The 13,125-nt window shown below is 60.9% G+C and carries 11 protein-coding genes; 6 read left to right on the top strand and 5 right to left on the bottom strand.

Features of this window, described 5'->3' with window-relative positions; translation table 11 throughout:
• The first annotated feature begins 44 nt into the window (after positions 1-44).
• From YA0848_RS13130 to YA0848_RS13115, 4 genes are all read left to right on the top strand, one after another.
• Positions 45-1,850, top strand: a complete 1,806-nt coding sequence (locus YA0848_RS13130) for a phenylacyl-CoA dehydrogenase (RefSeq protein WP_034101105.1) — start codon at positions 45-47, stop codon at positions 1,848-1,850.
• A 204-nt stretch (positions 1,851-2,054) separates the two neighbouring features.
• Positions 2,055-3,344, top strand: coding sequence for a GGDEF domain-containing protein (locus YA0848_RS13125; RefSeq protein WP_034115292.1), 1,290 nt, complete (start codon positions 2,055-2,057; stop codon positions 3,342-3,344).
• A gap of 90 nt (positions 3,345-3,434) precedes the next feature.
• Entirely contained in the window at positions 3,435-5,207 is a 1,773-nt protein-coding gene (locus YA0848_RS13120) for an acyl-CoA dehydrogenase C-terminal domain-containing protein (protein WP_169903059.1), read from the top strand.
• Between the two features lie 119 nt (positions 5,208-5,326).
• Positions 5,327-7,105 (top strand): acyl-CoA dehydrogenase C-terminal domain-containing protein, encoded by a 1,779-nt coding sequence (locus YA0848_RS13115; protein ID WP_034101102.1) that lies wholly within the window; start codon positions 5,327-5,329, stop codon positions 7,103-7,105.
• Positions 7,106-7,331: 226 nt separating this feature from the next.
• Here YA0848_RS13115 and YA0848_RS13110 read toward each other — a convergent pair whose 3' ends face one another.
• Positions 7,332-8,231, bottom strand: coding sequence for a LysR family transcriptional regulator (locus tag YA0848_RS13110; RefSeq protein WP_034101101.1), 900 nt, complete (start codon positions 8,229-8,231; stop codon positions 7,332-7,334).
• A gap of 197 nt (positions 8,232-8,428) precedes the next feature.
• Between YA0848_RS13110 and YA0848_RS13105 the strand changes: the two genes are divergently transcribed.
• Positions 8,429-9,694: an aspartate aminotransferase family protein gene (locus YA0848_RS13105; protein ID WP_034101100.1), complete on the top strand. Its 1,266-nt coding sequence runs from the start codon at positions 8,429-8,431 to the stop codon at positions 9,692-9,694.
• 181 nt (positions 9,695-9,875) lie between these two features.
• Positions 9,876-10,034, top strand: a complete 159-nt coding sequence (locus YA0848_RS13100) for a YqaE/Pmp3 family membrane protein (RefSeq protein ID WP_003228885.1) — start codon at positions 9,876-9,878, stop codon at positions 10,032-10,034.
• 4 nt (positions 10,035-10,038) lie between these two features.
• On the opposite strand, the gene pqqE is transcribed toward YA0848_RS13100, so the two are convergent.
• The 4 genes from pqqE to pqqB are packed head-to-tail and all read right to left on the bottom strand — an operon-like array spanning position 10,039 to position 13,109.
• The gene (pqqE, locus tag YA0848_RS13095; protein ID WP_094064219.1) at positions 10,039-11,169 is read right to left on the bottom strand and encodes a pyrroloquinoline quinone biosynthesis protein PqqE; all 1,131 of its coding nucleotides are present in this window, start codon (positions 11,167-11,169) and stop codon (positions 10,039-10,041) included.
• Entirely contained in the window at positions 11,162-11,437 is a 276-nt protein-coding gene (gene pqqD, locus YA0848_RS13090; RefSeq protein ID WP_034101097.1) for a pyrroloquinoline quinone biosynthesis peptide chaperone PqqD, read from the bottom strand. Before pqqD ends, pqqE begins: the two co-directional genes overlap by 8 nt.
• A complete protein-coding gene (gene pqqC / locus YA0848_RS13085; RefSeq protein ID WP_034115287.1) occupies positions 11,434-12,186 on the bottom strand; it encodes a pyrroloquinoline-quinone synthase PqqC in 753 nt (250 codons plus the stop codon). The genes pqqD and pqqC overlap by 4 nt, the downstream gene beginning before the upstream one ends.
• 11 nt (positions 12,187-12,197) lie before the next feature.
• Complete coding sequence (pqqB, locus tag YA0848_RS13080) at positions 12,198-13,109, bottom strand: pyrroloquinoline quinone biosynthesis protein PqqB (RefSeq protein WP_034101094.1); 912 nt, start codon at positions 13,107-13,109, stop codon at positions 12,198-12,200.
• Positions 13,110-13,125: the final 16 nt, after the last annotated feature.

Genomic DNA, 13,125 nt, shown 5'->3' with positions numbered 1-13,125 from the left:
CACGCGGTTGTTCATTCCAGATACATCAGCAGAGGTTTATCGCTATGCCTGACTACAAGGCCCCCTTGCGTGATATTCGCTTCGTTCGTGACGAACTGCTTGGCTATGAAGCGCACTATCAGAGCCTGCCGGCTTGCCAGGACGCTACCCCGGACATGGTCGACGCCATCCTTGAAGAAGGCGCCAAGTTTTGTGAGCAAGTACTGGCACCGCTGAACCGCGTGGGCGACCTTGAAGGGTGCACCTGGAGTGAGTCGGGCGTTAAAACCCCAACCGGTTTCAAAGAAGCCTACAAACAGTTCGTCGAAGGCGGCTGGCCAAGCCTGGCCCACGACGTGGAGCACGGCGGCCAAGGCTTGCCGGAATCCCTGGGCCTGGCAGTCAGCGAGATGGTCGGCGAAGCCAACTGGTCGTGGGGCATGTACCCAGGCCTGTCGCATGGCGCCATGAACACCATTTCCGAGCACGGCACGCCCGAGCAACAAGAGGCGTACCTGACCAAGCTGGTGTCGGGCGAATGGACCGGCACCATGTGCCTGACCGAGCCGCACTGCGGCACCGACCTGGGCATGCTGCGCACCAAGGCCGAGCCTCAGGCCGATGGTTCCTACAAAGTCTCCGGCACCAAGATCTTCATCTCGGCCGGTGAACACGACATGGCCGATAACATCGTGCACATCGTGCTGGCCCGCCTGCCGGACGCGCCGGCCGGCACCAAAGGCATCTCGCTGTTTATCGTGCCCAAGTTCCTGCCGAATGCCGATGGCACCATCGGCCAGCGCAACGCGGTGAGCTGTGGTTCCCTGGAACACAAGATGGGCATCCACGGTAACGCCACTTGCGTGATGAACTTCGACGCGGCCACCGGTTTCCTGATCGGCCCGGCGAACAAAGGCCTGAACTGCATGTTCACCTTTATGAACACCGCTCGCCTGGGCACCGCGCTGCAAGGCCTGGCCCACGCCGAGATCGGCTTCCAGGGCGGCCTGAAATACGCTCGCGATCGCCTGCAAATGCGTTCCCTGACTGGCCCGAAAGCGCCGGACAAGGCCGCCGACCCGATCATCGTGCACCCTGACGTGCGTCGCATGCTGCTGACCATGAAAGCCTTCGCCGAAGGCAACCGTGCGATGGTGTACTTCACCGCCAAGCAAGTGGACATCGTCAAGTACGGCACCGACGACGAAGCCAAGAAACAGGCCGATGGCCTGCTGGCATTTATGACCCCGATCGCCAAGGCGTTCATGACCGAAGTCGGTTTTGAATCCGCCAACCACGGTGTGCAGATCTACGGCGGCCACGGCTTCATCGCCGAGTGGGGCATGGAGCAGAACGTTCGCGACAGCCGCATTTCGATGCTGTACGAAGGCACCACCGGCATCCAGGCCCTGGACCTGCTGGGCCGTAAAGTGCTGATGACTCAAGGCGAAGCGCTCAAGGGCTTTACCAAGATCGTGCACAAGTTCTGCCAGGCCAACGAAGGCAACGAAGCGGTCAGCGAGTTTGTCGCACCGCTGGCGGCATTGAACAAAGAGTGGGGCGAACTGACCATGAAGGTCGGCATGGCGGCGATGAAAGACCGTGAAGAAGTCGGGGCCGCGTCGGTGGACTACCTGATGTACTCCGGCTACGCCTGCCTGGCTTACTTCTGGGCCGATATGGCACGGGTTGCCGCTGAAAAGCTGGCCGCCGGGACTACCGACGAGGCGTTCTATACCGCCAAGTTGCAGACCGCGCGCTTCTACTTCCAGCGCATCCTGCCGCGTACTCGTACCCACGTGGCGACCATGCTGTCGGGCGCCAGCAACCTGATGGACATGAAAGAAGAAAACTTCGGCCTGGCTTACTAAGCCTTACCGGGTTTCTTGGAAACCGCCGCAGCCCAAAGGCTGCGGCGGTTTTTTTTCGACGGTTAAAAAACGCAGCTCAGCGCTCAGGGATTGAGCCTGGCTGCCGTTACAGTGATGGCAATGTGACGCATCCCGCGCAAGGTGTGCTTAACTGTTTGCGCTACGGCAAAGTGCCATTACTTTTTGCGGGTCGGAGCTTTACCCTTGTCACGCGTGTCCGCTGTACGTTTCAGCCATTTCCTTCCTTCGTTGCTGCTTTTACTGGCCGGGCTCTCGGCTGCGTACGTCAAGGACCTCAACGTCTTCTTCACGTCGCTGTTCAACGTGTTGCCTACCCTGGTGCTGTTGCTCGGCGGCTCGTATTGCGCGGTGTACCGCCGTCAGCGCGAACTGTTTCTGATGATCACGGTGTACGTCGCTTACTTCCTGCTCGATACCCAGACCGATTACTACCGCGATAACGGCCGCGTGCGCGAAGACGCGGCGGTGGTGTTTCATCTGTGCTGCCTGTTGTTGCCGTTGCTGTTCAGCATTTATGCGCTGTGGCAGGAAAAAACCCATCTGTTCCGCGACTTTGTCGCACGCTGCGCCGTGCTGCTGGCCGTCGGCAGTGTCGCGCTGGCCTTGGAGCAAAGTTATCCCCAGGCGCTGCTGAACTGGCTGGCGGAAATTCGCTGGCCGGCGCTGCATGGCAGCTGGATGAGCCTGATTCAACTGTCATACCCGATGTTTCTGATTGGTTTCGTCACCCTTGCCGCGCAGTACTGGTACCAGCCGCGTCCGCTGCATGCGGCGCAATTGGTGGGCGTGATGGGGTTGTTCTGGATGCTGCCGCAAACGTTCATCCTGCCGTTCACCCTGAACATCATGTGCAGCCAGGTCATGTTGATGATCGCCGCCGGCGTGGCCCATGAGGCATATCAAATGGCATTCCGTGACGAGTTGACCGGCCTGCCCGGGCGGCGGGCCCTCAACGAGCGCATGCAGCGCCTGGGGCGCAACTATGTGCTGGCGATGACCGACGTCGATCACTTCAAGCGCTTCAACGACACCCACGGCCATGATGTGGGCGATCAGGTGTTGCGCCTGGTGGCGAGCAAGCTGTCCAAGGTCAACGGCGGCGGGCGCGCGTACCGTTACGGCGGGGAAGAGTTTGCCGTGGTATTCGCCGGCAAGACCCTGGATGAGTGCCTGCCGCACTTGGAGGAGATCCGCGAGATCGTCGCCAACTACGATATCAAGCTGCGCAACGCGGACCGTCCTCAGGATGACCAACAGGGCCGTCAACGTCGGGCGGGTAGCGGGGCGTCGAGTGTCTCAGTGACGGTCAGCATCGGTGTGGCCGAGCGCCAGGTGGAGCAACGCACGCCGGAAGAAGTGCTCAAATCCGCCGACCAGGCGCTGTACGCGGCCAAGGGCGCGGGACGTAACTGCGTAATCGCGGCCGGCCAGAACCGCCGTGGCGCGGTACGCATGCAGAGCGCTGCCGGTTGAGTAATGGCGGTGTATTCAGCGGCCCTACAGTGATTGAACGGCGTGCAGGCCGGCGGTAGGTTGGAGCGATCTGCCGCTGGAGACATCGCCATGCCTGAGTACAAAGCTCCCCTGCGCGACATGCGCTTTTTGATCGACAACGTGTTTGATTTCCACGGTCACTACGCGGCATTGGGCGCGACGGACGCCAGCCCGGACATGGTCAGTGCCATCCTCGAAGAAGGTGCGAAATTCTGCGAGAACGTACTCTCGCCGCTCAACCGTAGCGGTGATGAAGAGGGCTGCCATTTCGACAATGGCGTTGTGACCACACCCAAGGGCTTCAAAGAAGCGTTCGCCCAGTACGTGGAAGGTGGCTGGCACGGCGTCGCGGCCGACCCGGCCTACGGCGGTCAAGGCTTGCCGCAATCACTGGGCCTGGTGCTCAGCGAGATGATCGGCTCCAGCAATACGTCGTGGGGCATGTACCCCGGCCTGACCCACGGCGCCATGTCGGCGATCCACGCCCATGGCACCGCCGAACAGAAAGACACCTACCTGAGCAAACTCACCGCCGGCGAATGGACCGGCACCATGTGCCTGACCGAAGCCCACTGCGGCACCGACCTGGGCCTGATCAAGACCCGCGCCGTGCCCCAGGCGGACGGCAGCTACGCCGTCACCGGTAGCAAGATTTTCATTTCGGCCGGCGAGCACGATCTGAGCGCCAATATCATCCACCTGGTGCTGGCCAAACTGCCGGACGCACCGGCGGGTACCAAAGGTATTTCGTTGTTTATCGTGCCCAAGTTCCACGCCGATTCCGGCGAGCGTAATGCGGTGCACTGCGGCTCCATCGAACACAAGATGGGCATCAAGGCCTCGGCTACGTGCGTGCTGAACTTCGACGGCGCCAAAGGCTTTCTGATCGGCGAGGCCAATAAAGGCCTCAACTGCATGTTCACCATGATGAACCACGCGCGCCTGGGCACCGGCATGCAGGGGCTGTGCAATGGCGAGGCGAGTTTCCAGGGCGCGATCAAGTACGCCAATGACCGCCTGCAAATGCGTTCTCTGACCGGCCCCAAGGCCCCGGACAAGCCTGCCGACCCGATCATCGTGCACGCCGACGTGCGACGCATGCTGTTGACCATGAAGGCCTTCAACGAAGGCAATCGGGCGCTGGCCTATTTCACCGCGCAACTGCTGGACACCGCCCACCTGGGCGACGACGCCGCCCAGCGCCAGGAGGCCGAAGACCTGTTGGCCTTCCTCACACCGATCTGCAAAGCCTTCATGACCGATACCGGCCTGGAGGTGACCAACCTCGGCATGCAGATCTTCGGCGGCCACGGCTACATCCGCGAATGGGGCATGGAGCAATTGGCGCGGGATGCGCGGATCGCACCGATCTACGAAGGCACCAACGGCATCCAGGCCCTCGACCTGCTGGGCCGTAAGGTGCTGGGCAGCAAAGGTAAGTTGCTACGTGGGTTTACCAAGATCGTGCATAAGTTCTGCGCTGCGAATGCCGAACACCCGCAGCTCAAGGGGTATGTGGCGCAGCTCAATCAGTTGAACCAGGAATGGGGCGAGTTAACCACCAAGGTGGGCATGGCCGCGATGAAGAACGCGGACGAAGTGGGCGCGGCGGCTGTGGATTACTTGATGTACAGCGGGTACATCATCCTCGCCTACTTGTGGCTACGCATGGCCATTGCCGCGCAGTCCCACAGCGACGGCGAGTTCGCCAAGGCCAAGTTGGCCACCTGCGAGTTCTACTTTAAACGCCTGTTGCCGCGCACCATCACTCATCGTGCGGCGGTGGAGGCGGGCAGTGAGTGCCTGATGAGTCTGCCTGCGGAGGCATTTATGCTGGGGTGACTTAAAAATACTTGTCAGTCACAAGCAGACCCTATGTGTCTCAAAAGTTGTTCGGTTACACTCGGGGCCTGTAAAACCGATCCTACCGAATCACTTTTTACGTTCTAACGAGGTTTGCCATGGCTGATTACAAAGCGCCGCTGCGGGATATGCGCTTCGTCCTCAACGAAGTGTTCGACGTCGCCAACACCTGGGCTCAGTTGCCGGCGTTGGCAGACAGCGTAGATGCCGAAACCGTTGAGGCGATCCTCGAAGAAGCCGGCAAAGTCACCGCCAAATCCATCGCCCCGCTCAGCCGCGGCGGCGATGAGCAAGGTTGCCGCTGGGCGGACACGGTGGTATCGACGCCGGATGGTTTCCCACAGGCCTATAAAACCTACGCCGAAGGCGGCTGGGTGGGCGTGGGTGGCGACCCCGCGTTTGGCGGCATGGGCATGCCCAAGGCGGTGTCGGCCCAGGTTGAAGAGATGATCAACTCGTCGAGCCTGGCGTTCGGCCTGTACCCAATGCTGACCTCCGGCGCCTGCGTGTCGATCGCGACCCACGCCAACGAAGACTTGAAAGCCACCTACCTGCCGAAGATGTATTCCGGCGAGTGGGCCGGTTCCATGTGCCTCACCGAAGCCCATGCCGGTACCGACCTGGGGATTATCCGCACCAAGGCCGAGCCGCAGGCGGACGGTTCATACAAGGTCAGCGGGACCAAAATCTTTATCACCGGCGGCGAGCACGACCTGACCGAAAACATCATCCACCTGGTGTTGGCCAAGTTGCCCGATGCGCCGGCCGGTCCCAAGGGCATCTCGCTGTTCCTGGTGCCTAAGTTTATGGTCAATGCCGATGGCAGCCTGGGCGCGCGTAACCCAGTGAGCTGCGGCTCCATCGAACACAAGATGGGCATCCAGGCGTCCGCTACCTGCGTGATGAACTTCGACGAAGCCGTGGGTTATTTGGTGGGCGAGCCTAACCGTGGTCTGGCGGCGATGTTCACCATGATGAACTACGAGCGTCTGGGCGTAGGCATTCAGGGGTTGGCGTCCGGTGAGCGTTCCTACCAGAACGCCATCGAGTACGCGCGTGACCGCTTGCAAAGCCGTGCGCCGACCGGCGCCCAGGCCAAGGACAAAGTGGCCGACCCGATCATCGTCCATCCCGACGTGCGTCGCATGCTACTGACCATGAAAGCGTCGAACGAAGGTGGCCGTGCGTTCTCCACCTACGTAGCCACCCAATTGGATATCGCCAAGTTCAGCGACGATGCCGCCGCCCGCGAGCGCGCCGACAACCTGGTGGCCTTGCTCACGCCGGTGGCCAAGGCGTTCCTCAGCGACTTGGGCCTGGAAACCACCGTGCTGGGTCAGCAAGTGTTTGGCGGCCACGGCTACATTCGCGAATGGGGCCAGGAACAATTGGTGCGCGATGTGCGCATCACCCAAATCTACGAAGGCACCAATGGCATCCAGGCCCTGGACTTGATGGGGCGCAAGATCGTTGGCAGCGGCGGCGCGTTCTATCGTTTGTTCGCCGACGAGGTTCGCCAGTTCACCGCGACAGCCGGGGCTGAGCTGGGCGAGTTCATCCGTCCGCTGAACGCGGCGGTGGATAACCTGGATGAGCTGACGGCCTGGGTGCTTGATCGCGCCAAAACCAACCCGAACGAAATCGGCGCGGCGTCGGTGGAGTATTTGCATGCGTTTGGTTACATGGCCTATGCCTATATGTGGGCACGCATGGCCAAGGCCGCATGGGGCAAGGAAACCGAGGACGACTTCTACGCCAGCAAACTGGGCACTGCACGCTTCTACTTTGCGCGCCTACTGCCGCGTATCCACTCGTTGTGTGCGTCGGTAAAAGCCGGTAGCGAATCGCTATTTTTGCTGGATGAAGCCCAGTTCTAAAGGCTTGGAGGGCGTGTAAGCAATCTCTTACATGACGTGCTGCTAATCGTCCTCTATCGCCACATTGGATCCATCGATAATCTACTTCACATGGACGTCGCGCAGGAAGCGCAAAGCAACAACACGGACACGTAGGATTCTGCCAGGACGGCGGAGTGAAATGGATGTCAGGGAAACAGTCTGCAAAGCCCCGCTTCGGCGGGGTTTTCTTTTGCCCGCGAAAAAGTCAGGCGGGCGTCTGCGGGGCATTCATCACGTCTTCAAGCAAGGTGCGCAACAAGGCCATCGTTGCCTGTTGGCGCTGCACATCGCGACACACCAGGCCGACTTTCAAGGGCACCCGTGGTTCGCTCAGGGGTTTCCACAGCAGTGACTGACTGTTGTGTTCGTCCTGGGAGCGTCCCGGCAGCACGGTGGCCAACCGGGTGTGCGGCAAGCTGTCGAGAATCCCCACCATGGTATTGAGTTCGGCCTGTACCTGCGGGCGCCGCCCGAGGTTAGCAAGTTGGCCTTGCCAGATTTGTCGGATCTGAAACTCTTCCCCCAGCAGCAACATCGGCAACTCAGCCGCCTGTTTCAGCGACACTTTCTTGAATTCCCGCAAAGGATGATCCTCAGGGATCACCACCTTCAGCTCATCTTCGTACAGCAACACGCCTTGCAACCCCGGCTGACGCGGCGGCAGGTAGCTGATGCCGATGTCCAGCGAGCCGTTGAGCAGTCGCCGTTCAATCTCCAGCCCGGTCAATTCGTAGATCTGCACCACCAGATGCGGTTGGGCCTTGCGCACCCGTTCGAGCATCTGTGGCACCAGGCTGGTATGCACGGTCTGCAGCACGCCGATGGCCAACGTGCGCAATGCCTGGCCTTTGAAGTTGCGCAACGCTTCGACGGCGTGTTGCATGCCATCAATCAGCGGCAGTGCATGGTTATACAGCGTGTGCGCCGCCAGCGTCGGCAGCAGGCGTTTGCTGCTGCGTTCGAATAGGCTGACGTCCAAGTGCTGTTCCAGATGGCGGATCTGCTGCGACAGCGCCGGCTGGGAGATCGAGAGACGTTCTGCGGCCCGCCCCACATGGCCTTCTTCATACACCGCGACGAAATAACGCAGTTGCTTAAAATCCATAAGGTTTGCTTATCGAAAAAGCTGGAAAAACGAAATGGCCGAAGGCCGCCGAGGCGCCTAGTCTAGCGCCTATTCGCAGGGCTTACAGGGCCGGATCGTGCAATGAGCAGCGTTCTTTTTAATAGCGTTTACATAGGCAACTCAAAAAACATCCAAGTCGTGAGTGGACAATGTCCGCTTGCTGTCGGGGGTGAAGTGTGAATCTGTTTACCTTACGCCGGCCCGCGCCTAGCCTGGATGACTTGGTACTGGATTCGACGCCCGATGAACCGTCCAGTGATGCGCTGATGCCCACCGTCGCTAAGCCCCCGCAAGTGTTCGTACGCGGCCAGGGCTCTTGGTTGTGGGACAGCGACGACCGCGCCTATCTGGATTTCAGTCAGGGCAATGCTGCCAACAGCCTTGGTCACAGCCCGCAGGTGTTGATCAACGCCCTGGCCGACCAGACCCAGGCATTGATCAATCCCGGCATGGCCCTGCACAACCGTGCGCAACTCAACTTGGTCGAACGCTTGTGCCATCGCACGGGCAGCGACCAGGCCTACCTGCTTAACAGCGGCGCGGAGGCGTGTGAAGCGGCCATCAAACTGGCGCGTAAGTGGGGCCAACTGCACCGCGGCGGGGCCTATCGCATTATCAGTGCGAGCAACGCTCGACATGGCCGCAGCTTCGCGGCACTCGCCGCCTCGTCGGGCGCCCAGGAAAACCGCTTTGAGCCGCAATTGCCAGGCTTCAGTCATGTGCCATTCAACGACTTGCCGGCATTGCACGCGGCGGTGGACGCTCAGACGGTGGCGATCATGCTTGAGCCGATCCAGGGCGCCGGCGTGGTGCCCGCCAGCGAGCACTACCTCAAGGGCGTCGAACGGCTGTGCCGGGAGTTGGGGATTTTGCTGATCCTCGACGAAGTGCAAACCGGCATCGGCCGTTGCGGAACACTACTGGCCGAGCAGCACTATGGCGTGCGCGCCGACATCATCACCCTGGGCAAGGGCCTAGGCGGCGGCGTGCCATTGGCGGCGCTGCTGGCGCGTGGCAACGCGTGCTGCTTCGATGTCGGCGAGCTGGAAGGCACCCATCATGGCAATGCGCTGATGGCGGCGGCCGGTGTCGCCGTTCTCAACAGCGTGCTGGAACACGGTTTTCTTGAGCAGGTGCGTGAGACCGGCCTCTATCTGAGCGAAGGCCTGGCTCGCCTGGCTTACCGCTATAACCATGGCGCCGTGCGCGGCCACGGCCTGCTATGGGGGCTGACGTTGTCGGAAGACTCCGCGGATGCAGTGGTCAACGCGGCATTACATGAAGGACTGATCCTCACCGCGCCACAGCCCGACTGCCTGCGCTTCACCCCCGCGCTGACCGTGAGCAAAGGCAACATCGACGAAATGCTCCTGCGCCTGGCCCGCGCCTTCTCCCGCGTGCGCACCGCGCAATTGCAGTGCCGCAAAGGCATTGCCGTTTAACCCCAATTCCTGAACCGTCTCGCGGTATACGCAACGCCCCCAGCCTGATTCTTTTGGCTGGGGGTGTTTTTTTTGCCTGATCGTTAACGCATGGCTTCGTGCCAGATCCACTGAACCCTCACGAACACCCAAGGTCGATTAGCTACACGGCTCGCACGAGCCGATTGATTGGAGCTGACCCATGGATTTCATTCGTATCATCATCGCCATTCTGTTGCCGCCATTGGGTGTGTTCCTGCAGGTAGGTTTCGGCGGCGCGTTCTGGCTGAATATTCTGCTGACCCTGTGCGGTTACATCCCAGGCATCGTCCATGCGGTGTATATCATCGCCAAGCGTTGAGGCTTCAGCCTTTCGCGATGAGCCGTGAGTTGCGCTCGTTGCGGAAGGCCAGTTGCTCGATGGTCTGGGTGGCGTGTTCGGCTTCTTCCCGTGCGTCGAGGATGATGCCGTGATGCTCGGACTTGCTGCACACCGGATCGGCATTGCTGGCATCGCCCGTGAGCATGAACGCCTGGCAGCGGCAGCCACCGAAGTCTTTTTCCTTCTCATCGCATGAACGACACGGCTCGGGCATCCAGTCGTAGCCGCGAAAGCGATTGAAACCGAAAGAGTCGTACCAGATGTGCTGCATGCTGTGGTCGCGCACATTGGGAAATTGCACCGGCATTTGTCGGGCGCCGTGACAAGGCAGCGCAGTGCCGTCCGGCGTCACCGTCAGAAAGATACTGCCCCAGCCGTTCATGCAGGCTTTCGGGCGCTCCTCATAGTAGTCCGGCGTTACGAAGATCAATTTGCACGGATGGCCTTCGGCTTCGAGCTTGGCGCGGTATTCATTGGTGATGCGTTCGGCGCGTACCAGTTGCTCCCGAGTCGGCAACAGACCCACACGATTGAGCTGCGCCCAGCCATAGAACTGGCAGGTGGCGAGTTCGACGAAATCCGCTTCCAAGGCGATGCACAGCTCGATAATGCGGTCGATCTTGTCGATGTTGTGCCGATGGGTGACGAAGTTCAGCACCATCGGATAGCCATGCGCTTTTACCGCGCGGGCCATTTCCAGCTTTTGCGCAAATGCTTTTTTCGAGCCGGCCAGCAGGTTGTTCACCTGTTCGTCGCTGGCCTGGAAGCTGATCTGGATATGATCCAGGCCGGCTTTCTTGAAGTCGCTGATCTTCTGCTCGGTCAGGCCGATGCCGGAGGTGATCAGGTTGGTATAGAACCCCAGCCTGCGTGCTTCGCCGATCAGCTCCGCAAGGTCTTGGCGCACCAGCGGTTCGCCCCCGGAAAAACCCAGTTGCGCGGCGCCCATCTCGCGGGCTTCGCGAAACACCTTGAACCATTGCTCAGTGCTCAGCTCCTTGCCCTGCTCGGCGAAGTCCAGGGGGTTGGAGCAGTACGGACATTGCAGTGGGCAACGATAGGTCAGCTCAGCCAACAGCCAAAGCGGCAGACCAATCGGCGGTTTCTCAGGCAAGGGTAATCCAGTGCTCTGCACGGGCGACCTCCATGAATTGCTCGATGTCGTCACCCAGCTCTGGCACGCCGGGGAACTGTTTATCCAGCTCGGCAATGATCGCCGCGACGTCGCGCTCTCCGTCGATCAACCCCCCGATCAACGCCGCGCTGTCGTTGAGCTTGATCATGCCCTCGGGATAGAGCAGCACGTGACCCTTTTGCGCCGGCTCGTATTGGAATCGATAACCCGGACGCCAGGTGGGTGTCTTGCTGCGATCAAAGCTCATAGGGTGATCCCTTTATGCCACACCCGCTGGTCGGTCACGCTGTGATACGGCGGGCGGTTCAGTTCATAGGCCATGCTCATGGCGTCCAGCATGCTCCACAGAATGTCCAGTTTGAACTGGAGAATTTCCAGCATGCGCTCCTGGCCCTCACGGGTGGTGTAGTGCTGCAGCGTAATCGCCAGACCGTGTTCCACATCGCGGCGAGCCTGGCCCAGACGGGTACGGAAGTATTCGTAGCCGGCCGGGTCTATCCATGGGTAATGCTGTGGCCAGCTGTCGAGGCGCGACTGGTGGATCTGCGGCGCGAACAGTTCGGTCAGCGAGCTGCTGGCCGCTTCCTGCCAGCTGGCGCGGCGGGCGAAATTGACGTAAGCGTCCACCGCAAAGCGCACGCCGGGCAGTACCAGTTCCTGGGAACGCAGTTGGTCGGGGTCCAGACCCACGGCCTGGCCCAGGCGCAGCCAGGCTTCGATGCCGCCGTCTTCGCCGGGCGCGCCGTCGTGGTCGAGCAGGCGCTGGATCCACTCGCGACGGATTTCACGGTCCGGGCAGTTGGCCAGGATTGCGGCGTCCTTCAGCGGAATGTTCACCTGGTAGTAGAAGCGGTTGGCAACCCAGCCTTGGATCTGCTCGCGGGTGGCGCGGCCTTCGTACATCGCCACATGGTAGGGGTGATGAATATGATAGAAGGCGCCCTTGGCCCGCAGGGCCTGTTCGAATGCGTCGCGCGTCAGCGGTGTATCAGTCATTTCGCTTGCTCCTACAATTCAATGCTCATGCCGTCGTAAGCCACTTCCACATTGCGCCGCGCCAGCTCGGCCCGCTCGGGGGAATCTTCGTCGAGGATTGGGTTGGTGTTGTTGATGTGGATAAGCACCTTGCGCTGCTGTGGCAACTGCTCAAGCACTTCCAGCATGCCGCCGGGGCCGTTCTGTGCCAGGTGGCCCATCTCGCGGCCGGTACGGGTGCCGACGCCACGGCGCTGCATTTCATCGTCGTCCCACATCGTGCCGTCCACCAGCAGGCAATCGCTGCTTGCCATGATGTCCAGCAATGGCGCGTCGACTTTGCCCAGGCCCGGGGCATAGAAGAGTTTGCCGCCGGTGCGCAGGTCTTCGACGATCAGACCGATATTGTCGCCCGGGTGTGGGTCGAATCGGTGCGGCGAGTAGGGCGGCGCCGCGCTGCGCAACGGCAGCGGAGTGAAACGCAGGTTGGGGCAAGCCGGGATGGTGAAGCTTGCATCCAGCTCGATACGGTTCCAGGCCAGGCCGCCGTTCCAATGGGTCAGCATGGTGAACAACGGGAAGCCGCTGCTCAGGTCCTCGTGGACCATGTCGGTGCACCACACTTGATGCGGGCAGCCCTCGCGCAGGCTCAGCAGGCCGGTGGTGTGGTCGATCTGGCTGTCCATCAGGATGATCGCGCTGATGCCGGTGTCACGCAGGGCGCGGCCCGGTTGCATGGGCGCGAAGCCTTGCAGTTGCGCACGAATATCCGGCGAGGCATTGCACAGCACCCAATTGACGCCGTCATCGGAAATCGCGATGGACGACTGGGTGCGCGCTTGGGCCCGCAGGCTGCCGTCACGAAAGCCTGCGCAGTTCACGCAATTGCAGTTCCACTGCGGGAAACCGCCGCCGGCGGCGGAACCTAGGATCTGGACAAACATGGTCGCTCCATCAAGC

Origin of the sequence: Pseudomonas sp. S4_EA_1b, assembly GCF_016307435.1 — a bacterium.
GTDB lineage: Bacteria > Pseudomonadota > Gammaproteobacteria > Pseudomonadales > Pseudomonadaceae > Aquipseudomonas > Aquipseudomonas rhodesiae.
This window is presented reverse-complemented; position numbering and strand designations above follow the sequence as displayed.